Source organism: Pseudomonas sp. C9D1 (assembly GCF_056491235.1).
Map to the genome: position 1 here is coordinate 653,916 of NZ_JBSZIE010000001.1, position 26,189 is coordinate 680,104.

Sequence of the window (26,189 nt, forward strand, 5' to 3'; positions counted from 1 at the left end):
TCCGTGATGCTTGAATGACAGCGACCAAAGGAGCCTGAAATGACCTGGCAACGCCTGCTGGAGATCAACGACCGCCTGCCCGCAGCCCCCCTGGAGGACTGGTACGGCGCACTGCTGGAGCGCCTGGGCGAGGCCTCGCCCTTCGAACTGGCGGTGCTCGGCGGCCGGCTCGCGGCGACCCCGGGGCTGGCTTTCCTCGCCGGCTACCAGGGGGCCCTGCGCCTGCTTTGGCCTTCTGCGCCGCAAAGCCTCGGCGCCTTGTGCGTGACCGAAAGTCGCAGCACCCGCCCGGCTGACATGCACACCCGCCTGGCCGGCCTGAGCCTGTCCGGGCGCAAGGATTTCGTCACCGCCGCCGATGCCGCCGACTGGCTGCTGGTGGCCGCCCGCGAGGAGGCCGAGGGCCAGCCGCCGCGCCTGGCCCTGGTGGTGGTGCGCAATGGCGCCCCGGGCGTGCGCATCGAGACCCTGCCGTCGCTGCCGCTGATGCCGGACATCCCCCACGCCCGCCTGCACCTGGATGCCGCCCACTGCGAGCGCCTGGCCGGCGATGGCTGGGACGCCTACGTGAAGCCTTTCCGCAGCATCGAAGACCTGCACGTGCTCGCCGCCATGGGCGGCTGGCTGCTCGGCGTCGGCCGTGACAGCGGCTGGCCGGAGCCCCTGCAACTGCGCCTGCTGGGGCTGCTCGGCAGCGCCGCCGAGGTCTCCCGGCTGTGCGCCACCAGCCCGACGATGCACCTGATGCTGGCCGGCCTGTTCGCCCAGTTCGACGGCCTGCGCCCCGAGCTGGAAAGCGCCCTCGCCAACGGCCCGCAGGCATGGGCCTCGCTGTGGCAACGGGACCAGGGCGTGCTCAGCCTCGCCGTCGGCCCCCGCGCCAAACGCCTGGAAAAAGCCCGCGCCAGCCTCGGCCTGGGCTGAACCGCAGAACTCCGTAGGTTGGGCTGGGTTCGTAGGATGGGTAGAGCTACGCGAAACCCATCATCGGGGGCCCGGCCGGACCTCTGGAAGGAAATCGAGGCTGGCCGGGGCACGGGACCCCGTAGGTTGGGCTGAGGCACGAAGCCCAACACCGCGCGGCCGACCATTGCACCGTTGGGCCTCGCTGCGCTCGGCGCCAACCTACGGCACGCACCGGTAGGTCGGGTGCAACCCGACGCCGTCGGAGCCCCGCCGGCCCTCGCCTGGTGGAGGAAAAAAGCGTCCTCCACCCTACGCCGGCCCCATCTCCGTGCAGGGCGGCTCATCGCCCGCCGCACATCGCTCCACGCCAATCGCGACGCAGCGCCCGCCCCTGCGACGTTTTCGCCCTTGACGCCGGGTTCGCTTGATTCAGGTCAGTACGGGAAAAATCCACAACCACGATGCTGGCCGCAGCAACCAATTCGAGGTTTCCATGCGGCGTGAACCCATAGTGCTGTTCGATAACGGCACCCACCAATGCCTGATGTTCGATGACCTGGTCAGTGGCGATGGCGTGCAGTCCAACCAGTTCCTGATCACCGACCACGAGCAATACCTGCTGCTCGACCCGGGCGGCGACCTGACCTACACCCCCCTGTCGCTGGAGCTGTCCAAGCACATCCCGCTGCAGGAACTGACCTACATCTTCGCCTCCCACCAGGACCCGGACATCATCGCGTCGCTGGACAAGTGGCTGCTGCACACCCGCGCCAAGGTCATCTGCTCCAAGCTCTGGGCGCGCTTCCTGCCGCACCTGACGGCCAACTACCTGGCCATCAGCCACGGCATCTCCACCTACGACCGCATCATCGCGCTGCCGGACCGTGGCCAGTCGATCCCGCTGGGGCGTTGCAACCTCAAGGCGGTGCCGGCGCACTTCCTGCACTCGGTGGGCAACTTCCAGATCTACGACCCGATCAGCAAGATCCTCTTCTCCGGCGACATGGGCGCGTCCATGGTCGATGACGCCAACCCGGTGCGCGACTTCGTCAACCACGTGCCCGAGATGGAGGGCTTCCACCGCCGCTACATGGCCGGCAACAAGGCCTGTCGCCTGTGGGCCGCCATGGTCCGCGAGATGGATGTGGAAATGATCGTGCCGCAACACGGCCGGCCCTTCATGGGCAAGGAAATGATCAGCGCCTTCCTCTACTGGATCGAGAACCTGCAATGCGGCCTCGACCTGATGGGCCCGGACGACTACCGCCTGCCGCGCTGAGCACTGACCTTTCGCGCCGAATGTCCCTTGAAGCGGCACGTTCGGCGCTTTTTAGCGTCATCTTCCCCGTGCTAGGGTTCCGCCTCCGCTGACAACAAGAGGCTGACCAATGCCCGTCCCGCTGCTGCGAACCCTGAGCCTTACGCTAGGCCTCTGCGCCGCCACGCTCGCCCACGGCGAAACCTGGCCCGGCGCCGAATGGGCCCAGGGCGCCAAACCGTCCGGCGCCGCCCTCGACGCCTTCGAAGCCTATGCCTTCCCCACCCGTGACGATGCCCAGCGCAAGGGCGTGCGCACCGACGCCGTGGTGGTGATCCGCGATGGCCAGCTCATCTACGAACGCTACGCCGGCCCCACCCGCGCCGAGACGCCGCACCTCACCTGGTCGGTGAGCAAGAGCCTGCTCGCCGCCACCCTGGGCGTGGCCTACGGCGAAGGCCGCTTCAAGCTCGACGACCCGGTCGCCCGCCACTACCCGGCCTTCGCCGGCCATGGCGCGGTGCAGATGAACCACCTGCTGCACTGGGCCTCGGGCCTGGCCTGGCAGGAAGACTACGAATACGCGCCGCTGAAATCCTCGGTGGTGGCCATGCTCTACACCCGGGGCCGTGGCGACATGGCCGCCTTCGCGGCGGAACACCCGCTGGACGCCGTGCCGGGCAAGCGCTTCCGCTACTCCAGCGGCGACAGCAACGTGCTCTCCGCCGCGCTCAAGGGCATGGTCGGCGCCGCCTACAAGGACTACCCCTGGACCGCGTTGTTCGACCCCCTGGGCATCCGTTCGGCGGTGTGGGAAACCGACGCCGCCGGCACCTTCGTCGGTTCGTCCTATGCCTACATGAGCGCCCGTGACCTCGCCCGCGTCGGCCTGCTGATGCAGCGTGACGGGCGCTGGGGCGAGCGCCAGCTGCTGCCCAAGGAATGGGTGGCGTTCAACCGCAAGCCCTTCGCCGAATTCCGCACCGACCCCAAGCACCCCGACGATGCCGTGCCCGGCGGGCACTGGTGGCTCAACGCGGTGGTGGAGGGCAGCGCCAAGCCCTGGCCGGACGCGCCCGAAGACGCCTTCGCCGCCCTCGGCCACTGGGGCCAGGCGCTCTACGTGCTGCCGGCGCAGAAGCTGGTGATCGTTCGCTACGCCGATGATCGCGACAAGAGCTACCAGCACAACCAGTTCCTCAAGCTGGCCCAGGCGGCCTTCGCCCAGGAGGTGCAGCCATGATCCGCCGCCACCCGATCCTCGCCATCCTGGTGCTGCTGCTCCTGGTGCTGGCCGGCCTGGCCTGGCAGAACCGCGTCCATATCCAGGCCTTCCCCGGCATCATCAGTGCCTACACCGCCAAGGAGTACTGCTCCTGCCGCTACGTCATGGACAACCCGGCGGACTACTGCGTGAGCTACGTGAAGCAGTACGTGCCCACCAGCGCCTTCCTCGATGACGCCGCCGCCAAGCGCGTGACCTCCCGTGGCCTCGGCGCCACCTCCACTGCCGCCTGGCTCGGCCCGCGCCAGGGCTGCCAGCTGCTGCCCGAGGCCGACCGCCTGCCCTGACCGCAGCGCCCCACCGGGGCGGGCCATGCGCCCGCGCCCGGTGTTCCACCCTGTGGAACCGTCTTCGATTGTTCTCCTCGCCTCGTGGCGCTTGACTGGGGCCGGGCCGCCTTCCCGGGTGGCCACGACGAGGAGAACAACAACAATGACCCGTTACGCGCACATCCCTGCCTGGCTGCATGGCATCGACGACGAGCTGCGTCGCCTGCGCCAGGACATCCACGCCCACCCCGAGCTGGGCTTCGAGGAAACCCGCACCGCCGAGCTGGTGGCCCGTGCCCTGGAGGGCTGGGGCTACGAGGTGCACCGGGGCATCGGCCGCACTGGCGTGGTCGGCGTGCTGCGCCGGGGCGATGGCACGCGGCGCCTGGGGCTGCGCGCCGACATGGATGCGCTGCCCATCACCGAAGCCACCGGGGTCGCCCACAGCAGCCGCCACGCCGGCTGCATGCACGCCTGCGGCCATGACGGCCACACCGCGATGCTGCTGGGGGCCGCGCGCTACCTGGCCGAGGCCGGGCGCTTCGAGGGCACCCTCAACCTGATCTTCCAGCCGGCCGAAGAGGGCCAGGGCGGCGCCGAGGCGATGCTCGCCGACGGCCTGCTGGAACGCTTCCCCTGCGATGCGCTGTTCGCCATGCACAACATGCCGGGGCTGGAGGCGGGGCGCATGGCCTTCCGCGCCGGGCCGGTGATGGCCTCCCAGGACCTGCTGGAAGTGGTCGTCACCGGCGTCGGCGGCCACGGCTCCATGCCGCACCTGTGCGTCGACCCGCTGGTGGCCGCCGCCGATATCGTCATGGCCCTGCAGACGGTGGTGGCGCGCAACATCGATGCGCAACGCGCCGCCGTGGTCACGGTGGGCGCGCTGCAGGCGGGGGAGGCGGCCAACGTGGTGCCGCAGAGCGCACTGCTGCGCCTGAGCCTGCGGGCGCTGGACCCGGACGTGCGCGAGCTGCAGCTGCAGCGGGTCACCGCCATCATCCGCGGGCATGCCGCGAGCCACGGTTGCCAGGTGGCCATCGAGCACCGCCCGGCCTATCCGGTCACGGTCAACCACGCGGCCGAAACCGCCTTCGCCCGTGATGTCGCCAGCGCCCTGCTGGGGGAGGGCGCCGTGCAGGAGGCGCAAACCCTGATGGGCAGCGAGGACTTCGGCTGGATGCTGCAGCGCTGCCCCGGCAGCTACCTGGTGATCGGCAACGGCGAGGGGCCGATGGTCCACAACCCCGGCTACGACTTCAACGACGACATCCTCGGCCGTGGCGCCGCCTACTGGGCCGCCCTGGCGGAAGCCTGGCTCCAGGCCGCCCGCAGCCAACAGCCCAGCCGCGCGACCCGCGCCCACGCCTAAGCCCCGGAGGCTCACCATGCACACGCCAACCCGCGGCGCCTCGCGCGGCCGCCAGGTGACCGCTGCCGTCATCGGCAACGCCCTCGAGTGGTACGACTTCATCGTCTATGGCTTCCTGGCCAGCATCATCGCCAGGTTGTTCTTCCCGTCCGACAACGAATACACCTCGTTGCTGATGGCCCTGGCCACCTTCGGTGTCGGCTTCTTCATGCGGCCGGTGGGGGGCGTGCTGCTGGGGCTGTATGCCGACCGCAAGGGACGCAAGGCCGCCATGCAACTGATCATCCTGCTGATGACGCTTTCCATCGCCCTGATCGCCTTCGCCCCGGATTACGCCGCCATCGGCCTGGGCGCACCGCTGCTGATCGTGGTCGCGCGGATGATCCAGGGCTTCGCCACCGGCGGCGAGTACGCCAGCGCCACGGCCTTCCTGGTGGAGTGCGCGCCGGCCAACCGTCGCGGCCTCTATGGCTCCTGGCAGCTGTTCGGCCAATGCCTGGCGGTGTTCGCCGGCTCCGGCATGGGCGCGCTGGTCACCCACACCCTCTCGCCGGAGGCGCTGGACAGCTGGGGCTGGCGCCTGCCCTTCGTCATCGGCCTGCTGATCGGCCCGGTGGGGCTGTGGATGCGCCGGCACATGGAAGAGACCGAAGCCTTCCTCGAAAGCCGCGCCAGCCAGGGTGGGGAGAACCTCAGCCTGGGGCGGATGCTGCGGGACAACCGGCGCGCCGTGCTGGTGACCCTGGGCAACACCATCAGCGGCACCGTGGCCTTCTATGTGGTGCTGGTGAACATGCCCACCTTCGCCCACAAGCAGCTCGGCCTGCCCCTGGACCAGGTGTTCATGGTGCAGATGGCGGCGGTGGCGCTGATGACCCTGGTGATCCCCATCGCCGGTGCACTCTCCGATCTCTACGGCCGACGGCCGGTGCTGCTGGTGGGCACCTTCGCCTTCCTCGTGCTGGTCTACCCGCTATTCAACTGGGTCGCGGCGGCGCCGGGCCTGGAGCGCCTGCTGGTGATGCAGCTGCTGCTGTGCGCCTCCATCGGCACCCTCTACGGGCCGGGCCCCACCGCCGGGGCCGAGCAGTTCCCCACCGGGGTGCGTTCCACCGGGCTGGCGCTGTCCAACAACCTGGGAGTGATGCTCTTCGGCGGCTTCGCGCCCTTCATCGTTACCTGGCTGACCAAGGTCACCGCCGACCCCGTCGCGCCGGCCTACTACGTGCTGTTCGCCGCCAGCATCGGGCTGATCTCGGCCTGGTACCTGCGCGAAGGTGCACCCGCTGCACTGGAGCGCCGCGAGCGCCGCCGGCTGCTCGCTCAATCCACCCGGAGCCTCGTCGAATGAGCCGTTTCGAATCCCCCCTCGCCGAGCTGGCTGTGCAGGCGGCGAGCAGCGAGATCGTCGCCCTCGGCGCGCTGGCGCTGTCCGAGGCCATCCGTACCCGGCAGCTGTCCTGCCGGGAGGTGATGCAGGCCTACCTGGAACAGATCCACCGCCTCAACCCACGGGTCAACGCCCTGGTGGGCGTGCGGCCGGACGAACACCTGCTGGCCGAGGCCGAGCAGCGCGACCGCCTGCTGGCGCAGGGGCAGTGGCTTGGCTGGATGCACGGCATGCCCCAGGCGCCCAAGGACCTGGCCGCCGTCGCCGGCATGGTCACCAGCTTCGGCTCGCCGCTGTTCGCCGGGCAGGTGACCGAGCACGACGCCCACGTGGTGGCCCGCGCCCGCGCCGCCGGGGCGATCTTCATCGGTCGCAGCAACACCCCGGAGTTCGGCCTCGGCTCGCACACCTACAACCGCGTCCACGGCACCACCGGCAATGCCTACGACCCGGGGCTAAGCGCCGGGGGCAGCAGCGGCGGGGCGGCGGTGGCCCTGGCGTTGCGCATGCTGCCGGTGGTCGATGGCAGCGACATGATGGGCTCGCTGCGCAACCCTGCCGCCTTCAACAACGTCTATGGCCTGCGCCCGTCCCAGGGGCGGGTGCCGGTGGGGCCGACGCCGGAACTGTTCGCCCAGCAACTGGCCACCGAAGGGCCCATGGGGCGCAGCGTGGCCGATGTCGCCGCCTTGCTGCGCACCCAGGCGGGCTATGCGGCGGGGGCGCCGCTGTCGCTGAACACCGGGGACGACCTGGCCGGCTCGCTGGAGCGCGACGTGCGCGGCCTGCGCATCGGTTGGCTGGGCGACCTCGGCGGCCACCTGCCCATGGAGCCGGGGCTGCTCGGCCTGTGTGAAACGGCGCTGGATGATTTCCGTGCCCTCGGCTGCGAGGTGGAGCCGTGCAGCGTGGCGTTCGACCCGGAGCGGCTCTGGCGCTGCTGGCTGGTGCATCGCCACTGGCTGATCGCCGGCAGCCTGGGCCAGGCCCATGCCGACCCGGCCAGCCGCGCGCAGCTCAAGCCGGAAGCCATCTGGGAAGTGGAGGGCGGGCTGCGCCTGTCAGCCCGGGATGTCTTCCAGGCCTCGCTGGACCGCAGCGACTGGTACCGCGCCTTGCTGGCGCTGTACGAGCGTTACGACTACCTGCTGCTGCCGTGCACCCAGGTGTTTCCATTCGATGCTACGCAGCACTGGCCGCAGGCCATCGATGGCCGGGCCATGGACAGCTACCACCGCTGGATGGAAGTGGTGGTGGGCGTGACCCTGGCGGGCCTGCCGGCCATGAGCGTACCGGCGGGGTTCGGCGCCAATGGGCTGCCCACCGGGCTGCAGCTGGTGGGACCGCCCCGTGGCGACCTGGCCGTGTTGCAACTGGCCCACGCCCACGAGCTGCACACGCAGTGGGTGCAGCGGCGCCCACCGGCGTTGCTCGGTGGCGCTTGAGGGGCGTGCAGCGGGTGGGTCCGTATCTTGCTGTTGTCGGCCGGTGCCTCGGTTGGCGGGGTGATGGAGGCGGGTATGCAAAGCAGAGAAGCAGGCGGCACCGTACGGTCGGTGGAGCGCGCCCTGGCCATTGTCGAGCTGCTGGGGGAGCACGATTCGCTCGGGCTGGAGGAGCTGCACTACCTGACCGGGCTGCCCAAGGCCACGGTCTCGCGCCTGCTGCACACCTTGCTGGACCGGGGCTGGCTCTACCGGGGCCTGTGCGACCGGCGTTACCGGCTCAGTGCGCAGCGCCTGTTCGGTGACCCGGACCAGCGCTTCGCCCGCCAGCTGGTGGAGCTGGCATCGCCCCTGCTCAGCGAGCTGGCCGAGCGCACCGGGCTGGTGGCCGACCTGTCGTTCTTCGATGGCGACGACCTGCACGTGGTGGAAAGCGCGGTGCCCGAGGTGCTGCGCCGGCGCTACCCGGCCAACCGCCTGGTGGTGGGGCTGAAGGCCAGCCTGGCCGATTCGGCCATGGGCCGCGCCTGCCTGGCCGCCCTGGACGATGAACAGCTGCAACGCCTCGCCGAACGCCATGCGCTGCCGGGCGAAGCGCTGCTGCTCGCCCATCGGCAGACCCACGACCAGGGCTTCGGCGAGCGCATCGAGGGCTCCTGGGAGTACTCGGTGCGCCTGCCCTTCCTGATCCGCGCCATGGCCCTGCCGGTGCACCGCCAGGGGCGCCTGGTGGGCAGCGTGGCCCTGCACTGGCCACGGGACCAGGACAGCGTCGAGTGCGTCAGCCGGCGCCACCTGGACGACCTCGCCGACGCCGTCGACGACCTGCAACGCAGCCTCGGCTGAAGCCCCGGGCGTCCCTCCGTCGCCCCGTTCCATGGGGCGGAACCCAATTCGATTGCCCTTCCCGGTCCCGGGTCGACAATGGAGCCTGCCCGTCCGGACGGCATCCACCTCATCCAGAACAACAAGAAGGACATGAGATGAACATGCTCGAAAAGGGCCTGGCGGGTCTCGCCTGCCTCACGCTCGCCGGCCTGTGCCAGGGCGGCACCTTCCTCGAAGACAGCAAGCTCGCCGTGCGCTACAGCCAGTACTACTGGAAGGAGAGCAACGGCGGCGAAGTCGGCCCCGTGCGGGACGAATGGGTGCAGGCCACGCTGCTCAGCTTCAACTCCGGCTGGTACCGCGAGGTGCTCGGCTTCGACTACGCCTACGGCCTGGCCAACGACCTGCACGTGGGCAGCGATGCCACCAGTATCAGCAACCTGGAGGCGGGCCATTCGGTGCAGTCGCCCCACGGCATCGCCAAGCCGATCGAGGCCTACCTGCGCGCCCGCCTGGAGGGCGAGCCGGGCGAGCTGCAACTGGGCGTCGGCAAGAAGAGCCGGCGCTACGGCCAGTACCAGGACGAACTCTTCAGCCGCATCCTGCCGCCCTCCACCCTGGGCGCGGATGTGGAGTTCCGTCGCCCCGGCCTGGAGCTGCGCTACAGCCGCATCAACGGCTTCAGCGCGCGCAACGAGTCGGGCTGGGCGGACGACCTGAGCAACTTCCGCGGGCAGAAGATCGACGCCCTGCACCTGTTCGCCCTGGGTATGGAACTGCCCGGGCTCGGCGCGTTGAAGCTGGAGTACAGCGAGTCGGAGGACTACCTGCGGGTGGGCTCGGCGAAGGTCGAGCGCAGCTTCGGCCTGGGCGGCGAGCGCTTCCTCGATCTCTACGCCACCCTCGGTGCCCAGCAGGACGCCGGGCGCCTGTTCGAGCGCGAGGGCGTGCGCGGGCTCTACGACGCGGACGCCTCGCACCGGGCACGCTACCTCGACCTCTCCGCGCGCATGCGCTGGCCGCACCACTACCTGGGCATGACCTGGAACAAGGTGCGTGGCGACGACTTCGACCGCTTCTTCTTCAGCCAGGACCACGGCACCTGGAACAGCAGCGCCAAGCTGTTCTACCTGTTCGGTGTCGAAGACGAGGAGATGTTCAAGCTGGTGGCCGGCACCGACTTCTCCGCCCTTGGCCTGCCACGCCTGCGCCTGGACAGCCACTACGCCTTCTCCGACCACGCCGCTGGCTACGACGGCTTCTCCCGGCGGGAATTCCAGAGCGTGCTGCAATACCGCTTCGCCGGGTTGCTGGATGGCCTGAGCCTGATCTGGCTGCACAACGAGTTCCACACCAAGGGGCGTGCCGACGGGGTGACCCGCTTCACCCCCTCGCGGGGGCCCGCCGGGATCATCACCCACAATGCGGAACGCCTGTATCTGAACTACGTCTATAGCTTCTGATCGGTTGGCCGGGGTCTTCCCGGCCGCCTCCCACCCTGAGCGCCAGCCGCCCCGGCGCTCGCGGTTTGCAGGCGCAACGGCTGCCGGTTAAGGTGGCGCGATTGTGCGACAGGAGCCTGCATGTCCAAGCTAATTCCCCTGATTCCCGCCCTGCTCGGCGCCCTTGCGCTGCCGGTGCAGGCCGACTGGTACCTGGACAACGAGTCCTCGCGCCTGTCCTTCATCTCCACCAAGGGCGGCAACCTTTCCGAGGTGCACCGCTTCCTCACCCTGCACGGCACCATCGCCGACAGTGGCAAGGCGCACCTGCGCGTGGAGCTGGAGTCGGTGAGCACCGGTATCCCGCTGCGGGACCAGCGCCTGCGCGACCTGTTCTTCGAGATCGAGCGCAACCCCGAGGCGGAAGTCTTCGCCCAGCTCGACCTGCGCCCCATCACCGACCTGGCCCCCGGCGCCCAGCTGGAATTGCGCCTGCCGTTGAAGGTGAAGCTGCATGGCCGCGAGCACGACTACAGCACCGAGCTGCTGGCCACGCGCCTGGATGACCGCCGCTTCCAGGTGGTGACCCTGGCGCCGCTGGTGCTGCAGGTGGAGGACTTCGGCCTCACCGACTCCCTCGGCATGCTGCGTGAAATGGCCGGCCTGCCTTCCATCAGCCTCTCGGTGCCGGTAGGGGCCGTGCTGATCTTCACCGCGCGCTGATGGGCCACATCTTCCCCTGGAAGGCCGGCAACCGCTTCGAGTTGCTGATCGACGGGCCGCAGTTCTTCCCGGCGATGCTCACCGACATCGCCCGCGCCGAGCACCATGTGTCCCTGGAGCTCTACCTGGTGGAAGACGGGGGCTGCAGCGAGGCGCTGGCCGAGGCGCTGTGCCTGGCGGCGCAGCGCGGGGTGAAGGTGCGTTGCCTGTTCGACGGTTTCGGCAGCAAGAAGCTCGGTTCGGCCCTGCGCGAGCGCATGGTGCTGGCCGGCGTGCAGCTGCAGTTCTACAACCCGCTGCGCTGGCGGCGCGGGGTGCGCAACTTCTACCGCGACCACCGCAAGATCCTGGTGGTGGACGACCGTGTCGCCTATGTGGGCGGCACCGGTTCCACCGACGAGTTCTGGCAGCCCCAGGAGCCCGAAAGCCGCTGGCACGAAGCGATGGTCGCCATCGAGGGGCCGCTGGTGGTGCACTGGAAGCTGATCTTCGACTACCAGTGGCTGGCCAACCTGCACCGGCGGCCCTGGCGGCCCGACGAGGCACCGGGCCTGGCGCGCCTGCCACCGCAACCCTCGGCCGGTATCGGCATGGGCCGGGTGGCCTACGCCGACGCCCGCCAGCACCTGGATATCGTGCAATCGCTGGTGCGCAGCATCCGCAACGCCAAGACGCGCGTCTGGCTGGCCACGCCCTATTTCCTGCCCAGCTGGAAGGTCCGCCGGGCGCTGCTCAAGGCCGCGCGGCGGGGCGTCGACGTGCGCCTGCTGCTCACCAGCCGCAACACCGACCACCCGCCGGTGCGCTTCGCCGGCCAGCGCTACTACCCGCGCCTGCTGCGTGCCGGGCTGCGCATCTTCGAATACCAGCCGCGCTTCCTGCACCTGAAGATGGTGCTGGTGGACGATTGGGTCAGCGTTGGCTCCTGCAACTTCGACCACTGGAACCTGCGCTTCAACCTGGAAGCCAACCTGGAAGCGCTGGACCGCCACTTCACCGCCCAGGTGGTCGCCAGCCTGAGCCGCGACTTCGACGACAGCCGCGAGATCACCCTCGACGCCTGGCACGCGCGGCCCTTGATCAAGCGCTTCTACCAGCGGCTCTGGGGCTGGCTCGACCGCCTCGCCGTCAACCTGCTGGACCGCCGCCGCTAGCCGAACCTTTGTCGGGTGTCGGCGTGCCCCGCGCGCCGGCTACTCTGCTGTGCATAACCACAACAAGAGATGCGCCCATGCGCCGTCCGCTGCCCGCCCTGTCACTCCTCGCCTTGCTGCTGTCCGGCTGCTCCACCCCCGGGGCCTTCTTCGGTGCCAGCGATGGACCGGCCTTCGCCGCGCGCACGCCCAGCGACGCCGACCATGCGCTGGTCTACCTCTACCGGCCGCAAAGCGATTGGGCCGACCAGGAACTGGAAGCGCCGGGCCTGTTCCTCAACGGCGAGCTGATCGGTGCGCTGCCCAGCAACGCCTACCTGCCCCTGGAGTTCGAGACCGCCAGCTACCGCCTGGAGATGCGCCGGCCGCTGCTGGGCAGCTACTGGACCTTCTTCGCCGGCGGCCCGCTGGACTTCACCGAAATCACCAGCTTCGCCCTCGACGCCGAGGCCGGCGCCACCTACTACCTGCGCTACGACGAACTCAACCCGCCGCCGCGCAACGCCGAACTGCCGCCCCAAGGCGACGGCCCGCTGCAGCTGGTGGGCACGGAGCTGGGTGCCAGCGAGATCGCCGCCACCCACGAGGTGCAGCCGTTGCAGCGCTTCGGTTCCGCCGGCGAGCCGCTGGACGATCTGTAGTAGCCGCCTGTTACCCGGTGCGGGGAGGGCGGGCGGATACTTCGTCTACCCTTTGAATCCTCGAAGGCCCTACACGGAGGAACCCGCCATGGCGGCGAAGAAGATCCTGATGCTGGTTGGCGACTACGTCGAAGACTACGAAACCATGGTGCCCTTCCAGGCCCTGTCCATGGTCGGCCACACCGTGCACGCGGTGTGCCCGGACAAGCGCGCCGGCCAGAGCGTGCGCACGGCCATCCACGATTTCGAGGGCGACCAGACCTACAGCGAGAAGCCGGGGCACAACTTCGCCCTCAACTTCGACTTCGACAAGGTCCGCGCCGAGGACTATCGACGCCCTGGTGGTACCCGGTGGCCGCTCCCCCGAATACCTGCGCCTGAACGCCCGGGTGATCGAGCTGGTGAAAGCCTTCGACGCCGCCAAGAAGCCCATCGCCGCCGTCTGCCACGGCGCCCAGCTGCTGGCCGCCGCCGGCGTGCTCAAGGGCCGCGCCTGCAGCGCCTACCCGGCCTGCGGCCCGGAAGTGACCCTGGCCGGTGGCGAATACGTGGACATCCCCGTGGACCAGGCCCACGTCGACGGCCACCTAGTCACCGCCCCCGCCTGGCCGGCGCACCCGAGCTGGCTGGCGAAATTCCTCGAAGTGCTGGGCACCCGCATCACCCTGTAAGGGCGAGCCTGCGTTCCGGGGATCATTGGATTCCCGGGGCCGCCTGTGGCTTCGCTTGATGGGTTTCGCTTCGCTCTACACCATCCTACGAAGGCCACCCCGTATGGTGTGCCGCGCACAGAGCGCTGATGCGCACATCAATGTGAGGGGCGGGCAAAGAGTTGGAGCAGCGGCCAAATGCCCCCTTTCAGGAGGCCGAACGCAGTCGTTGCGCAGGGGGACGAGTGGCATGGATGCCACGAGAGGCGCGACTGGCCATGGATGGCCCTTCGCGCCGGCCCCCGGAGCAGCGATGGAGTGAGGGAAGTCTGGCGACAGCCAGACCCGTATGTCGGGGGCGAGTTTTTTGGTTCCTTTTCAACGATTGGAAAAGGGACTCGCCCGGGTGGGCGAAACCAAAAGTATCAGCAAAGCTCGATAATCAGCTGGGCTCTAAGATCCTCCAGCAACACTTACCGTAGATATCACCCCATAAGGGGTGTTCGATGCAGAATGGCGCTGCTGCGCACCGCTTGTTTTCAGGGCACACCCGAGAAAGGAACCCGCTCCATGTGCGAACTCTATGTAAAGGCCGACCCGATCCTCTACGAGTCCCGCTCGCGCTCGCTGCGCATCCGCGGCGTGGTGACCACGCTACGCCTGGAGAACCAGTTCTGGGACATCCTGCGGGAGATCGCCGAGGTGGACGGCATGACCACCAACCAGCTGATCGCCAAGCTCTACGAGGAAGTCATGGACTACCGCGGCGAGGTGGTGAACTTCGCCTCCTTCCTGCGGGTGAGCTGCACCCGCTACCTGGCCCAGCGCAGCGCGCCGGTCAACCTGGCGGTCTTGCCGCGACGGGCTGGCTGAAACTTGCGGCGGTCGGCGGAATTCCCTGACTGGTCGGTCTAGGCTGTTCGCGCGCGTGGCAGGGATGCCTTGGCCGCGCGTCTACCAGTCGCCGTCGTGGCTGGAGCCCAGATCCCAGGAGTTTTCTTCATGGCTGCCAAACGCCTCATCTCCGCTTCCCTTCTCGCCGTCAGCCTGCTGGCCGGCACCAGCGCTTTCGCTGACCCGTCCCTGGCCGAGCGCCGCGCCATCACCGCCTACCAGGAAGGCCCCTACGTCGAGCAACTGAAGGCCATCCAGACTGCCGCTGGTTTCGAGGTGCCGGTGGACGTGCAGTGGAACAGCATCGCGCTGCCCGACCAGTCGCAGAACTACACCCAGGACGGCTTCTGGAAGCAGGTCTACTTCACCCCGCTGGAGAAGGCCTTCGCCTCCGTGGCCGTGGACGACATGGGCAAGCAAGCGCTCAAGGCCAAGCTGAGCAAGGTGGTGGTGCGTTATGACGAGGCCACCGCGCCCTCCAGCAACTACCCCGAAGGCGTGGCCTTCGACGGCGGTGTGCTGAGCCTGAACTTCAAGCCCTACACCAACGTCGACGACGTCGATGCCCGCGCCGAAGCCATCCAGAAGGCGCTGGAAGCCAAGCTCTGATCCCGCCGGGTCGGCCCCTGCGAGGGCCGACCCACTCCCACGCGAGTGGGCTTTTGCGCAGAGCGTCGCGGCGTTTAAGCTGCGTCATCCCCTCCGCTCGGCGCGCCCCCGATGTACAAGCTGCCCACCACGGCCACCGCGCCGTTCTGCCCCTCCGCCGTCAGCCACAGCGTGGCGGTGCCGGCCAACGCGTCCCTGGGGCGCAAGCTCATGCTCTTCGTCGGCCCCGGCCTGCTGGTGTCGGTGGGCTACATGGACCCGGGCAACTGGGCGACGGCCATCGAGGCGGGCTCGCGCTTCGGCTATGCGCTGCTGTTCGTGGTGGTGCTGGCGAGCCTCTCGGGCATGCTGCTGCAAAGCCTCTGCTCGCGCCTGGGCATCGCCACCGGGCGTGACCTGGCGCAGCTCTCGCGGGAGCGCTACCGCCCCGGCGTGGCACGTGGGCAGTGGGTGCTCGCCGAGTTGTCGATCATCGCCACCGACCTGGCCGAGGTGCTGGGTGCGGCGCTGGCCTTCCACCTGCTGCTGGGCGTCTCCATCACCACCGGCGTGGTGCTGACCGCCTTCGACACGCTGATCGTGCTGGCCCTGCAGGGCGCCAACTTCCGCCGCCTGGAAGCCATCGTACTGGGGCTGATCACCACCATAGGCGCGTGCTTCTTCTTCGAGCTGATGCTGATCAAACCCTACTGGCCGGACGTCGCCGCCGGGCTGCGGCCGTCCTGGGACGTGCTCTCCAGCCAGGAGCCGCTGTACCTGGCGATCGGCATCCTCGGGGCCACGGTGATGCCGCATAACCTCTACCTGCACTCGTCGGTGGTGCAGACCCGGGTCAACGGCGACGACGAGGCGAGCAAGCGCAGCGCCATCCGCTTCGCCCGTTTCGACACCATCGGCTCGCTGTCCCTGGCGCTGCTGGTGAACGCGGCGATCATGATCCTCGCGGCGGCGGCCTTCCACGGCAGCGGCCACACCGAGGTGGTGGAAATCCAGGACGCCTACCACCTGCTCGACCCGCTGGTGGGCGGTGCGCTGGCCAGCTTCCTGTTCGGCTTCGCCCTGCTGGCGGCGGGGCAGAGCTCCACCTTCACCGGCACCATCGCCGGCCAGGTGGTGATGGAGGGCTTCCTGCAGGCGAAAATCCCCTGCTGGCAGCGCCGCCTGATCACCCGTGCCCTGGCGCTGGTGCCGGCGCTGATCGGCGTGGTCTGGCTGGGGGACAGCGCGGTGGGCAAGCTGCTGGTGCTGAGCCAGGTGGTGTTGAGCCTGCAGCTGCCCTTCGCCCTGTGGCCGCTGATCCGCTTCACCAGCGACCCGGCGCTGATGGGCCCCTTCGCCAACAGCCGCCTGGTGGCCACTGTCGCCTGGAGCCTGTTCGGGCTGATTTCCCTGGCCAACCTGACGCTGCTGTATTTCTGGATGGCCTGAAAAGCACCAGCAACTAGGGGGCGTTCACCTGGGGGCAGCCTCCCAGGGCCTGCAGCTCATCCAGGGGTACACCCGCCTGGGCGAAGGATTCGCAGCCGGCCGGCAGCGTGGGCAGGACCGGCGCCCGTTCGGCGACGACGGGGCCTGGGGACAGCTCCGCAACCCGGGACGCGCGCCCCTGGATCACCAGCTCGCCCACCTCGGTGCCTCGCCGCAGCAGCAAGCGATCCCGCTGCACTTCAAGCACTTCGATGCCACCGGGCAGCCGGACGCCGGCCTGCACGGTCAACAGGGTGGTGTCGTCGAGGCTGAGGGAGGCCGTGCCCTGGCCGTCGCCCCGGCTGAAGACGCTGTACAGGCGCCAGCCGTCGAGGCCGACCAGGGGGCGCAGCGGGGGAGGGGGGTGCAGCGACAGCGGGGCGGGTTCGGCGAGCAGTGCCCCCGGCAGTTGCACCGCCAGGGCGGGGGCGCTCGCCAACAGGGCCGCCAGCAGCGCCAGGCTGCGGCGACCCGGGTGCGGGCTAGGGCGCGGTGCTGCTGGCACGTTGCTCGGCATAGGCGCTGAACAGGTTGAGGTTGCGGCTCTGCAGCAGCGGGAACAGCCCGTTGTCGTTGAGCGTCAGCCCGTACCACTTCTGGTTGGCGCCGCCGGTGCAGCCGTAGGTGATCAGCTTGCCGCGGCCGTCGGTGAGGTAGCCCCCGGAGAGGTCCATGCAGCGGTTGCCGTACTTGAGCTGCGGTAGGGCGGAGAGGTCCCAGGCCTGGGCGTCCACCTGGCTGTCGCAGGGGCTGAGGCCGATGTCGCCGCTGGCGGTCAGGCACTGCGCCGGCTGGGCGGCGCTGTGGATGCGGCCGCTGGCATCGACCCGCCATTTCTCCTCGAGACCCCCGGTGCACTGGGCCTTGGCGGCGACGTAGGGCTTCCAGGCGCCGTCGGCCTGCTCGATGCGCACGCAGTTGCCATTGTTCATCGTCATCAGCTGGGCCGCTGGCAGCAGCGGGGTGGGGTCGAGCTGCAGGGTGGCCAGCAGGGTGTCGAGGGCCTTGGCGGCCTCGGCGTCACTGGCCAGGCGGCTGCCGTAGGCATCCAGCCAGCGGTTCAGGCGCAAGGCCTTGGCCTGCTGTTCGTTGAGGCGCTGCAGCACCTGCTGGGCTGTGCCGGAGAGGCCGTCGGGGCTGTCGCTGTAGCTGTCATAGAGCACCCGGGCCTCGCCCTTGAGGGCCGGCACCGCCTGCCCGGCGAGGGCGGCCAGGGCGTTGTCGAGCTTGGGCAGCTCTTCGTTGCGCAGGGCGTCGAAGCGCGCGTCACGGCCGACGATGACGGCCGGCGCCATGGCCGGCAGCCCCTGGGGAATGATCAGGCTGGCCAGCTCGGTGGTGGCGGCTCCGGCCGTGTCGCGGCACTGCAGGGCCGCTGCGGTGGGCTGCTCGGCCTGCGCCAGGTTGATGTGCAGCTTGTTGGCGTTGCTGCCCAGGCGGGTCGGGGCGACGGCGATGCGCTGGGTCGCGCCGCTGGCGAAGCTGACCTCCAGCCAGCATTGCTGGCTGGTGGCGGCGGCGTTCGGTGCGGGCAGGTCGTAGACCTGGCCCCAGTTGCCGCGCAGTGCCGGGTAGAGCACGGCGTCGTGGGTGACCGGGTCGTAGCCGCCGAGCAGGGTGATGACCGGGACGCCGAACAGGCGCGGCTTGCGGTAGTTGCCGTCGGCGCTGTTGTACCAGACGTTGCTGGAGGTCGGCGTTTTCGGCTGGAACACCTCCATCTTGCGGGTGCTGGCGTCCCACTTGCGGTAGCCGGTGGCGGAGTCCACCGCCCAGACCGCACGGTTCAGCGCCGGCTGGATCTTCTGCCGGGTGCTGTAGCCGGTGTAGTGGGTGTAGTGCGACAGGCCGCTGGCGTAGTTGCCGCCGGCCATGGCGTCGGTGGCGAAGCTGTAGGCATCGGCGTAGATGGGCATGCCGTTGAGGCCGCCGGTCTTGGCGCGGGTCCAGTGCAGGTTGGCGCGCATGCGCTTGCGGTAGGCGATGTAGCCCCAGCCGCTGTCGTGGTGGTGACCGGACCAGAAGTAGTTGTCGCCGCTCTGCCCCGGGTAGTGGCCCAGGCCGTAGTGGTGGCCGATCTCGTGGCTGAATTCGTTACCCACCGAGTCGATCAGCGTGAGGATGCCGTTGCCGCCGCTGAGGCCGTGGTTGACGGGGCCGTTGGCGTACTGGCCGCGGGCATGGTGGATGACCGCCGAGTTGGTCAGCTGCGGTTGCTCCTGGCTGGCCATTCCGGCGCTGGTGATGCCCCAGTTGGCCAGGTTGATGCCGGTGCTGAAGGTGGACTTGGCGGTGTTCTCGCGCATGTCGCCGCTGTAGACGTCACCGGTGGTGGCGCTGACCTGGCCGAGGTCGGCGTCGTAGATCGTGCCGTTGGCCACCATCACTTTGCGCAGCAGCACGTCCTCGTACTGGCTGGCCACCAGGCGGGCGATGGGCACGGTCTGGAAGTAGTCGGTGGCGGCTTGTGCCGGCTGGCTGTTGAACCAGTGCTGGCCGCCCGGAACCTCGTTGCTCAGCATGCCGATGCGGATGGCCTGGACCAGCAGTTCGGCGGGCGGGGCGAAATCGAAGGCTTCGGCGCTGCGCTGGCCGCTGCGGCCCTGGTCGTCGCTGACCTGCAGGCTCATGCCGGGCACCACCCAGCTCCAGGGCAGCACGGCGGACCAGGCGCGGCGCGAATAGACCACATCGGGACGGGCGTCGCTGCCGGTGCGGTCGGCACGGTAGAGCTCGTCGGGGTGGCGCAGGGCGAGCTCACCCTTGAGGGCGCCGTCCACCAGCACCTGCACGCGCATGGACCTGGGCAGCGCTTGCTCCGGGGCCGGGGTGACCAGCAGCAGGGCTTCGCGCTCGCTGGTCAGGCGCGGCATGTTCTTCGCTTCGTTGCCTTGCGGGTCCACCGAGTGGCTCTGCACGAACTGCAGCATGGCGGCGAGGGTGCCGCTCAGGTCGTTGCGCACGGGGCGGGTCTGGCCATCGGCGGTCTGGTCGTAGAAGCCCAGGGCGTTCACCTCGTCGACCACGGCCGCGCTCGGCTCGGGGAAGCGGTCGCCCGGTGGCGTGACCGGCGGCGTCACCGGTGGAGTCACAGGCGGGGTGACGGGGGGCGTGACCGGTTCTTCGGGGCTGCCGGTATCGGGCGGGGTGCCCGGCTGGGTGGGCGGGGTGGTGACGGTGTTGGAGCCGCCCGAGCCGGGGCTGCTGCCCCCGCCACCTCCGCCGCCGCCCAGGTCCAGGCAGCCGGCCAGGCTCAGCAATCCGTAGATAAGAACGATCTTGCGCAACATGTTCCCTCGCTTGTTCCGGTTCGGCGTTGTTGTGGTTATTCGGTCGTCGGACTACAGGGCGGTCACCTGGCCACGGTGGCTGGGCAGGCTGGCCGGCAGGTTGTGCAGGGCGCGTTCGGCCAGCTCCGCCTGGGGGTAGTCGCCATAGAACATGCGGTACCAGTCCCGGCCATCGCGCTGCGTGCGCTGGATGCGCAGGGGCTCTCCGGGGTGACGGGCCATCAGCGCGCGCATGTACTGCTCGCTGCTGCCCTCGATCAGGTTGATGCTGAAACGCTGCGCCACCGCTGGTGCGGGGGCGGGCTTTGGCGCGGGAGCAGCAGCGGCCGGGGCCGGGGCCGGTGGCGCGACGCTCGCTGCGACGGGTTGGATGGGGCTCTCGGTGGGCGCGGCATAGGCGCGCACGGCCGCGGCCTCGGGGGCGGCTGCTGGCGTGGGAGCTGGCGCTGGAGCGGGAGCCGGGCGGGGCGGCGGAGTGGCCGCCGGGCCCTGCTGCGCGGCCGGCTGGAACAGCTGCAGCGGCTGCTGGGGCAGGGCGCGCTGGCTGTCCTGGCCCGCCAGTTGCCGCAGGTCCTGGTACTTCTCCTGGCTCAGGTCGGCCAGGCGCGGGCCGTCGCGCACCACCCGGGGGCGCAGGAAGACCATCAGGTTGCGCTTGACGTTGACGTCCTTGCTGGAGCGGAACAGCCCGCCGAGCAGCGGTATGTCGCCCAGCAGCGGCACCTTGCTTTCGCTGCGGGTGACGTCGTCCTGGATCAGCCCGCCGAGCACGATCACCTGGCCGTTGTCGGCCAGCACCGTGCTCTTGATCATGCGTTTGTTGGTGACCAGGTCCACCGCCCGGGAGGCGGCGCCGGTGCTGGGGGCGATGGAGGAGATTTCCTGCTCGATCACCAGGCGCAGGGTGCCGCCTTCGTTGATGTGCGGGGTGACCTTGAGGGTGACGCCGACATCCTTGCGCTCGATGGTGGTGAAGGGGTTGTTGGAGCCGGTGGCGTCGGTGGTGTAGGAGCCGGTCTGGAAGGGCACGTTCTGGCCGACGAGGATTTCCGCCTGCTGGTTGTCGAGGGTGAGCAGGCTCGGCGTGGACAGCAGGTTGCTGTGGCCGCTGGCCGAGAGGGCGGTGATCAGGGCACCGAAGTTGTCGTTGCCGATGCCGACGATGGCGCCGTCGGGCAGGCTGATCGGCGTCTTGGCTTCGATGGCGCCGAGCAGGGTGCCCACCGACAGCCCGGTGTTGCTGAAGTTGGTGCCGCCGATGGGGCTGCCGTCGGAGCGGCCATCGATGGCCCATTGCACGCCGAGCGCTTCGCTGACATCGCCGGACATCTCGACGATGGCCGCTTCCACCAGCACCTGGGCCCGGGGCACGTCGAGTTGCTGCACGAGCTCTTCCAGCTGGCCGACCATGTCCGGCTCGGCCATCAGGATGAGGGCGTTGAGCCCCTCGTCGGCGCGGATCAGCACCGGCGCCTGGGTGGTGGTGGGCGAGGTGGCGCCGCGCAGCTGTTCGGAGAGTTCGCCGAGGGTCTTGGCCAGGTCCTTGGCATCGCCGTGGCGCAGGCGCACCACCCGGGTATTGGCCGCGCGGATGGGCGCGGTGTCCAGTTGTTTGGCCATGCGCAGCAGGCGTTCGCGGGCTTCGGGCGGGCCGAGCAGCAACAGGCGGTTGGTGCGCGGGTCGGCGATCACCTGGGCGTTGCCGTTGCCGGCGGCCTGGCCCCGGCGCAGGCTTTCCTGGAGCATCGCGGCCACGTCCTTGGCCCAGGCGTGCTGGAGGTCGTAGAACGCGCTGTCTTCGGCGCCGGCACGGTCGAGCTGGCCGATCAGGGCCATCAGCCGTTCGATGTTGGCGTGCTTGTCGCTGACGATCAGCGCGTTGCTGGAGGGGATGGCCGCCAGGTGGCCGTTCTGCGGCACCAGCGGGCGGATCATCGGCAGCAGCTCGTTGACCGGGGTCTGCTGCACCTGGATCAGGCGGGTCTCGAAGGTTTCCGGCCCACTGCCGGCGGGGCTGTTGGCAACGCTGCGGCCTTCGATGTCGGGCACGACGCGGGCCTGGTTACCCTGGGCCACCACCGTGTAGCCGTGGGTGCTCATCACCGACAGGAACAACTGGTAGACCTCGCTGAGGGTCAGCGGCGATTCGGAGAGGACGGTGACCCGGCCCTTGACGCGCGGGTCGAGCACCAGCGTCTGGCCGCTGATGCTGGCGACCTGCTCGGTGAAGTCGGCGATGTCGGCATCGCGCAGGTTGATGGTCCAGCGCGCTTCGCTGGCGCTCTCGGCCGATGGCGCTGCAGCGGCCGTCGGTGCCGCCTCGCAGTGCAGCGATGGGAGGGCGAGGCAGGCGCATATCGCCAGCAGCGGGCCGCAGGCCGCCAGGCGCCGGGGCGGGGATATGGGGGTGATCCGAAGCATGTGGAAAGCTCGACAGACATCCGCGCATCCGTGCGCCTTGCTGGTTTTTCTATGGAGGGCCCTACCCTGGGCCGAGCGACTGGCGAGGATATGTAAAGTTGCACGCCTGTACTAAAAATCAGTGAGCAACTGTGTACAGTTTCACAGTATTAATCCTGACCAGTCGGGCATGTGCGACTGGTCCGCATATTTCAGAAAATCCCTGCATCTTTCCCGTCGTTGGCGGCTTTTCCCTTCGGTCGTTGTGCTGCCCACCGAGCGCCGGTAGATTTCCTGCGCCCATGAAAAAGCCCGGCACGGGGCCGGGCTTCTGGTGCAGCGGGGGGAGGCTTACTTCACCTCCACCGCCAGGCTTTCGACGATCTTCTTGTTCCAGATCGCCGGGCCGGTGATGTGCACCGACTCGCCGTTGGTGTCGACGGCGACGGTGACCGGCATGTCCTTCACTTCGAACTCGTAGATCGCTTCCATGCCCAGTTCGGCGAAGGCCAGGACCTTGGACTTGCGGATCGCCTGGGCCACCAGGTAGGCGGCGCCGCCGACGGCCATCAGGTACACGGCCTTGTTGTCCTTGATCGCCTCGATGGCGATGGGGCCGCGCTCGGATTTGCCGATCATGCCCAGCAGGCCGGTCTGTTCGAGGATCTGGCGGGTGAACTTGTCCATGCGCGTGGCGGTGGTGGGGCCGGCGGGGCCGACCACTTCGTCACCCACCGGGTCGACCGGGCCGACGTAATAGATGAAGCGGCCCTTGAGGTCCACCGGCAGCTGTTCACCCTTGTTGAGCATGTCGACCATGCGCTTGTGGGCGGCGTCGCGGCCGGTGAGCATCTTGCCGTTGAGCAGGACGGTCTCGCCCGGCTTCCAGCTCTGCACGTCTTCCGGGGTCAGGGTGTCGAGGTCGACGCGGCGCGCGGACGGGCCGGCTTCCCAGACGATCTCCGGGTAGGCGTCCAGCGGCGGCGCTTGCAGTTCGGCGGGGCCGGAGCCGTCGAGCACGAAGTGGGCGTGACGGGTGGCGGCGCAGTTGGGGATCATGCACACCGGCAGGGAGGCGGCATGGGTCGGGTAGTCCATGATCTTCACGTCGAGCACGGTGGTCAGGCCGCCCAGGCCCTGGGCGCCGATGCCCAGCTGGTTGACCTTCTCGAACAGCTCCAGGCGCATCTCTTCGAGCTTGTTCTGCGGGCCGCGGGCTTTCAGCTCATGGATGTCGATGGACTCCATCAGCACTTCCTTGGCCATCACCGCGGCCTTCTCGGCGGTACCGCCGATGCCGATGCCGAGCATGCCCGGCGGGCACCAGCCGGCGCCCATGGTGGGGACGGTCTTCAGCACCCAGTCGACGATGGAGTCGGAGGGGTTGAGCATGGCCATCTTCGACTTGTTCTCGGAACCGCCGCCCTTGGCCGCCACGTCCACTTCCACGGTGTTGCCGGGAACGATGGAGTAGTGGATGACCGCCGGGGTGTTGTCCTTGGTGTTCTTACGCGCACCGGCCGGGTCGGCCAGGATGGAGGCGCGCAGGACGTTCTCCGGCAGGTTGTAGGCGCGGCGTACGCCCTCGTTGATCATGTCGTCGACGCTCAGGGTGGCGCCATCCCAGCGCACGTCCATGCCCACGCGCACGAACACGGTGACGATGCCGGTGTCCTGGCAGATCGGGCGGTGGCCGGTGGCGCACATGCGCGAGTTGATCAGGATCTGCGCCATGGAGTCGCGCGCGGCGGGCGACTCCTCGCGCAGGTAGGCCTCGTGCATGGCCTGGATGAAGTCGACGGGGTGGTAATAGGAGATGAACTGCAGGGCGTCGGCGACGCTCTGTATCAGGTCGTCCTGTTTGATCACGGTCATGGGGCGCGCTCCTCTTGAATTCGGGAACATCGGGAAGCGCCGGACCACGACCCGGCGCGCATTCTGATTGGGGGTGAAAATGGCGCGGAAGTATACCGCGTGCTCAAGCGCGGGCACACCCGCCGACAGTCGACCTTGGTCGCTGATCGCCCGTGCGCGTCCCCTAGGTTTTTTGTGATCACGCGCGTACAGTGGCGGCATCGTGCCAGCACGGGACGGAGCCCATGAGCACAGCGAGTCAACGGGTCACCCATAGAGCGCTGCAAAGCCTGCTGCTGAAACGCTTCGGCATGGCGGCGGCTACCTATGCGCTTGCCCTGGCGCTGTTCTGGATCGCCGTGCTGGGTGACCTGTACCAGGCCTCGATGACCAGTGCCCTGGCCGCCTGCGGGCTGATCGTGCTGTCGCAGGCGTGCTTCCTGTTCATCTTCCTTAGCGGTCGCAACCTGGAATTCCGTGATCCCAGCCTGACCGAAGCGCAGGTGCTGGTGGCCCTCGCCTGGCACACCCTGCTGCTGTCCGACCTGGAGGGCGCCCGGGGCGCACTGTTGGTGGTCTATGTGCTGATCATGCTGTTCGGCGTGTTCCAGCTGCAGCCCAGGGTTTTCGTACGCTGTGCGGCCATCGGCTTCTTCGCCTTCACCGGGCTCAACCTGTGGGAGGCGTACCAGATGCGCCTCGCCGATCCGGCCCTGGCGGTGCTGCAGGTGTGCGCGCTGTTCGTGGTGCTGTCCTGGCTGACCCTGTTCGCCAGTTATGTGCAGGCCCTGCGCCAGCGCATGCGCCAACGCCGCTTCGCCCTGCAGGCGCACCAGGACACCCTGCGCGGCATGATGCGCCAGCTGGAAGACCTGGTGGCCACCGACGAGCTGACCGGGCTGTTCAACCGCCGGCATTTCCTGCGCCTGGCCACCCGCGAGCTGGACGGCCTGGCCCCCGGTCGCCAGCACGGTCTGGCGCTGATCGATCTCGACCACTTCAAGCGCATCAACGACGTTCATGGCCACGCCGCCGGCGACCGTGTGCTGCAGACCTTCGCCGCCGTGGCGCGGGCCTGCCTGCGCGATGGCGACACCCTGGCGCGCTACGGTGGCGAGGAGTTCGTCCTGCTGCTGCCCAACTGCGATGCCGACCGCCTCACCGCCTGCTGCGAGCGCCTGCGCGAAGCCTTCGCCAGTGCCGAGCCGGTGGGCGTCGAGGTGGACGGGCTGAGCCTCTCCGCCGGCATGACGCTGCTGGGCATCCAGGACGATCTGGATGATGCGCTGCAGCGGGCCGATCAGGCACTCTATCGGGCCAAACGTGGCGGACGTAACCGCTGCGCTGCTGCGTGGGAGGAGCAGGGTGCCTGAAATAGAGGTCGCGGGTAGACGCTGGACCGTACCACCGTCCAGCAACCTGCTGGACCAGCTCAACGCCGCCGGATGCAAGGTGCCCTTCAGTTGCCGGGCCGGCAGTTGCCATGCCTGCCTGGTGCGCTGCCTGGCCGGCGAGCCGCTCGATGCCCGCCCCGAAGCGCTGGACCCCGAGCGCCGTGCCGAAGGCTGGCGCCTGGCTTGCCAGTGCCAGGTGGTGGGCGACCTGGTGGTGGAAGCCTTCGACCCGCAACGCGATGGCATCCCCGCCGAGGTGGTGGCGCTGGACTGGCTGGGCGATGTCGCGCGGCTGCGCCTGCGTCCCCAACGGCCGTTGCGCTACAGCGCCGGCCAGCACCTGCTGCTGTGGAGCGCCGAGGGCATCGCCCGGCCCTATTCCCTGGCCAGCGTGCCGGGGGAGGAACCCTGGCTGGAATTCCATATCGACTGCCGCCAACCCGGCGCCTTCGCCGATGCGCTGCGCCAGTTGGGTGTCGGCGGCACGCTGCGCCTGGGCGAACTGCGCGGCGGCGCGTTGCACTACGACCCGGACTGGGCCGGCCGCCCGCTGCTGATCCTCGCCTCGGGCACCGGCCTGGCGCCGCTCTGGGGCATTCTCCGCGAGGCCTTGCGCCAGCATCACCAGGGCGCGATACGCCTCATTCACCTGGCCCATGACCCGGCCGCGCATTACCTCGCCGAGCCCCTGCAGGCCCTGGCCGCGCGCCACGACAGCCTGCGCGTCGAACTGACGACCCCGGCGCAGCTGCAAGGTGTTTTGGCCGATCTCCGGCTTGTTTCGCGCCAGACCGTCGCCTTACTCTGCGGCAGCCCCGCCAGCGTCGAAGACTTCGCGCGCCGCCTCTATCTGGCCGGCGTGCCACGCAACCAACTGCTGGCCGACGTATTCCTGAGCCGCTCCTTCTAAGGCGGCCA

22 protein-coding genes are annotated in these 26,189 nt (G+C 69.0%); 18 read left to right on the top strand and 4 right to left on the bottom strand.

The window, feature by feature from the left end; all coding sequences use genetic code 11:
- Positions 1-39 precede the first annotated feature (39 nt).
- The 16 genes from ACXI0U_RS03065 to ACXI0U_RS03140 all read left to right on the top strand — a co-directional run bounded on the left by ACXI0U_RS03065 (position 40) and on the right by ACXI0U_RS03140 (position 16,294).
- A complete protein-coding gene (locus tag ACXI0U_RS03065) occupies positions 40-924 on the top strand; it encodes an acyl-CoA dehydrogenase family protein (protein ID WP_374979980.1) in 885 nt (294 codons plus the stop codon).
- Between the two features lie 475 nt (positions 925-1,399).
- Positions 1,400-2,185, top strand: coding sequence for an oxygen-binding di-iron domain-containing protein (locus ACXI0U_RS03070; RefSeq protein ID WP_021217701.1), 786 nt, complete (start codon positions 1,400-1,402; stop codon positions 2,183-2,185).
- A 109-nt stretch (positions 2,186-2,294) separates the two neighbouring features.
- Positions 2,295-3,407 carry a serine hydrolase domain-containing protein gene (locus ACXI0U_RS03075; protein WP_431483603.1) on the top strand — a complete coding sequence of 371 codons (1,113 nt, stop codon included), beginning with the start codon at positions 2,295-2,297 and terminating at the stop codon, positions 3,405-3,407.
- The gene (locus tag ACXI0U_RS03080; protein ID WP_479549711.1) at positions 3,404-3,736 is read left to right on the top strand and encodes an amidase; all 333 of its coding nucleotides are present in this window, start codon (positions 3,404-3,406) and stop codon (positions 3,734-3,736) included. The genes ACXI0U_RS03075 and ACXI0U_RS03080 overlap by 4 nt, the downstream gene beginning before the upstream one ends.
- Before the next feature lie 145 nt (positions 3,737-3,881).
- Positions 3,882-5,090 carry a M20 aminoacylase family protein gene (locus tag ACXI0U_RS03085; RefSeq protein ID WP_479549712.1) on the top strand — a complete coding sequence of 403 codons (1,209 nt, stop codon included), beginning with the start codon at positions 3,882-3,884 and terminating at the stop codon, positions 5,088-5,090.
- 16 nt (positions 5,091-5,106) lie between these two features.
- Positions 5,107-6,441, top strand: coding sequence for a citrate-proton symporter (locus ACXI0U_RS03090; protein ID WP_479549713.1), 1,335 nt, complete (start codon positions 5,107-5,109; stop codon positions 6,439-6,441).
- A complete protein-coding gene (locus tag ACXI0U_RS03095; protein WP_479549714.1) occupies positions 6,438-7,925 on the top strand; it encodes an amidase in 1,488 nt (495 codons plus the stop codon). Before ACXI0U_RS03090 ends, ACXI0U_RS03095 begins: the two co-directional genes overlap by 4 nt.
- 75 nt (positions 7,926-8,000) lie before the next feature.
- Positions 8,001-8,771 (top strand): IclR family transcriptional regulator, encoded by a 771-nt coding sequence (locus tag ACXI0U_RS03100; protein WP_021217695.1) that lies wholly within the window; start codon positions 8,001-8,003, stop codon positions 8,769-8,771.
- A 137-nt stretch (positions 8,772-8,908) separates the two neighbouring features.
- A complete protein-coding gene (locus tag ACXI0U_RS03105) occupies positions 8,909-10,216 on the top strand; it encodes an OprD family outer membrane porin (protein ID WP_316926670.1) in 1,308 nt (435 codons plus the stop codon).
- 120 nt (positions 10,217-10,336) lie between these two features.
- Entirely contained in the window at positions 10,337-10,918 is a 582-nt protein-coding gene (locus ACXI0U_RS03110) for a YceI family protein (protein WP_184488749.1), read from the top strand.
- Positions 10,915-12,072 carry a phospholipase D-like domain-containing protein gene (locus tag ACXI0U_RS03115; RefSeq protein WP_479550021.1) on the top strand — a complete coding sequence of 386 codons (1,158 nt, stop codon included), beginning with the start codon at positions 10,915-10,917 and terminating at the stop codon, positions 12,070-12,072. Before ACXI0U_RS03110 ends, ACXI0U_RS03115 begins: the two co-directional genes overlap by 4 nt.
- Before the next feature lie 77 nt (positions 12,073-12,149).
- Entirely contained in the window at positions 12,150-12,713 is a 564-nt protein-coding gene (locus ACXI0U_RS03120) for a DUF2846 domain-containing protein (protein ID WP_263400467.1), read from the top strand.
- A 242-nt stretch (positions 12,714-12,955) separates the two neighbouring features.
- Positions 12,956-13,384, top strand: coding sequence for a DJ-1/PfpI family protein (locus ACXI0U_RS03125; protein WP_479550022.1), 429 nt, complete (start codon positions 12,956-12,958; stop codon positions 13,382-13,384).
- Positions 13,385-13,933: 549 nt separating this feature from the next.
- The gene (locus tag ACXI0U_RS03130) at positions 13,934-14,236 is read left to right on the top strand and encodes a ribbon-helix-helix domain-containing protein (RefSeq protein WP_021218680.1); all 303 of its coding nucleotides are present in this window, start codon (positions 13,934-13,936) and stop codon (positions 14,234-14,236) included.
- Positions 14,237-14,365: 129 nt separating this feature from the next.
- Complete coding sequence (locus ACXI0U_RS03135) at positions 14,366-14,866, top strand: hypothetical protein (protein ID WP_479549715.1); 501 nt, start codon at positions 14,366-14,368, stop codon at positions 14,864-14,866.
- 111 nt (positions 14,867-14,977) lie between these two features.
- Complete coding sequence (locus tag ACXI0U_RS03140) at positions 14,978-16,294, top strand: Nramp family divalent metal transporter (RefSeq protein ID WP_479549716.1); 1,317 nt, start codon at positions 14,978-14,980, stop codon at positions 16,292-16,294.
- Positions 16,295-16,307: 13 nt separating this feature from the next.
- On the opposite strand, the gene ACXI0U_RS03145 is transcribed toward ACXI0U_RS03140, so the two are convergent.
- The 4 genes from ACXI0U_RS03145 to ACXI0U_RS03160 all read right to left on the bottom strand — a co-directional run bounded on the left by ACXI0U_RS03145 (position 16,308) and on the right by ACXI0U_RS03160 (position 23,898).
- Positions 16,308-16,772, bottom strand: coding sequence for a hypothetical protein (locus tag ACXI0U_RS03145; RefSeq protein WP_479549717.1), 465 nt, complete (start codon positions 16,770-16,772; stop codon positions 16,308-16,310).
- 43 nt (positions 16,773-16,815) lie between these two features.
- On the bottom strand, positions 16,816-19,623 hold the full coding sequence (locus ACXI0U_RS03150) for a M66 family metalloprotease (RefSeq protein ID WP_479549718.1): 2,808 nt from the start codon (positions 19,621-19,623) through the stop codon (positions 16,816-16,818).
- A gap of 51 nt (positions 19,624-19,674) precedes the next feature.
- The gene (gspD, locus tag ACXI0U_RS03155; protein ID WP_479549719.1) at positions 19,675-22,044 is read right to left on the bottom strand and encodes a type II secretion system secretin GspD; all 2,370 of its coding nucleotides are present in this window, start codon (positions 22,042-22,044) and stop codon (positions 19,675-19,677) included.
- 330 nt (positions 22,045-22,374) lie between these two features.
- On the bottom strand, positions 22,375-23,898 hold the full coding sequence (locus ACXI0U_RS03160) for a fumarate hydratase (RefSeq protein WP_021218686.1): 1,524 nt from the start codon (positions 23,896-23,898) through the stop codon (positions 22,375-22,377).
- Between the two features lie 224 nt (positions 23,899-24,122).
- Here ACXI0U_RS03160 and ACXI0U_RS03165 point away from each other — a divergent pair, with 224 nt between their 5' ends.
- A complete protein-coding gene (locus ACXI0U_RS03165) occupies positions 24,123-25,250 on the top strand; it encodes a GGDEF domain-containing protein (protein WP_031287450.1) in 1,128 nt (375 codons plus the stop codon).
- Positions 25,243-26,181: an iron-sulfur-binding ferredoxin reductase gene (locus ACXI0U_RS03170; protein ID WP_374979992.1), complete on the top strand. Its 939-nt coding sequence runs from the start codon at positions 25,243-25,245 to the stop codon at positions 26,179-26,181. The genes ACXI0U_RS03165 and ACXI0U_RS03170 overlap by 8 nt, the downstream gene beginning before the upstream one ends.
- The last annotated feature ends 8 nt before the right edge of the window (positions 26,182-26,189 follow it).

Bases quoted from the DNA above. Each gene is read 5' to 3' on its own strand.
- ACXI0U_RS03140 (WP_479549716.1), top strand. From the start codon at position 14,978: ATGTACAAGCTGCCCACCACGGCCACCGCGCCGTTCTGCCCCTCCGCC.
- ACXI0U_RS03100 (WP_021217695.1), top strand. From the start codon at position 8,001: ATGCAAAGCAGAGAAGCAGGCGGCACCGTACGGTCGGTGGAGCGCGCC.
- ACXI0U_RS03150 (WP_479549718.1), bottom strand. From the start codon at position 19,623: ATGTTGCGCAAGATCGTTCTTATCTACGGATTGCTGAGCCTGGCCGGC.
- ACXI0U_RS03080 (WP_479549711.1), top strand. From the start codon at position 3,404: ATGATCCGCCGCCACCCGATCCTCGCCATCCTGGTGCTGCTGCTCCTG.
- ACXI0U_RS03065 (WP_374979980.1), top strand. From the start codon at position 40: ATGACCTGGCAACGCCTGCTGGAGATCAACGACCGCCTGCCCGCAGCC.
- ACXI0U_RS03105 (WP_316926670.1), top strand. From the start codon at position 8,909: ATGAACATGCTCGAAAAGGGCCTGGCGGGTCTCGCCTGCCTCACGCTC.
- ACXI0U_RS03165 (WP_031287450.1), top strand. From the start codon at position 24,123: ATGAGCACAGCGAGTCAACGGGTCACCCATAGAGCGCTGCAAAGCCTG.
- ACXI0U_RS03070 (WP_021217701.1), top strand. From the start codon at position 1,400: ATGCGGCGTGAACCCATAGTGCTGTTCGATAACGGCACCCACCAATGC.
- ACXI0U_RS03130 (WP_021218680.1), top strand. From the start codon at position 13,934: ATGTGCGAACTCTATGTAAAGGCCGACCCGATCCTCTACGAGTCCCGC.
- ACXI0U_RS03160 (WP_021218686.1), bottom strand. From the start codon at position 23,898: ATGACCGTGATCAAACAGGACGACCTGATACAGAGCGTCGCCGACGCC.
- ACXI0U_RS03095 (WP_479549714.1), top strand. From the start codon at position 6,438: ATGAGCCGTTTCGAATCCCCCCTCGCCGAGCTGGCTGTGCAGGCGGCG.
- ACXI0U_RS03085 (WP_479549712.1), top strand. From the start codon at position 3,882: ATGACCCGTTACGCGCACATCCCTGCCTGGCTGCATGGCATCGACGAC.
- ACXI0U_RS03075 (WP_431483603.1), top strand. From the start codon at position 2,295: ATGCCCGTCCCGCTGCTGCGAACCCTGAGCCTTACGCTAGGCCTCTGC.
- ACXI0U_RS03135 (WP_479549715.1), top strand. From the start codon at position 14,366: ATGGCTGCCAAACGCCTCATCTCCGCTTCCCTTCTCGCCGTCAGCCTG.
- ACXI0U_RS03110 (WP_184488749.1), top strand. From the start codon at position 10,337: ATGTCCAAGCTAATTCCCCTGATTCCCGCCCTGCTCGGCGCCCTTGCG.
- gspD (WP_479549719.1), bottom strand. From the start codon at position 22,044: ATGCTTCGGATCACCCCCATATCCCCGCCCCGGCGCCTGGCGGCCTGC.
- ACXI0U_RS03090 (WP_479549713.1), top strand. From the start codon at position 5,107: ATGCACACGCCAACCCGCGGCGCCTCGCGCGGCCGCCAGGTGACCGCT.
- ACXI0U_RS03120 (WP_263400467.1), top strand. From the start codon at position 12,150: ATGCGCCGTCCGCTGCCCGCCCTGTCACTCCTCGCCTTGCTGCTGTCC.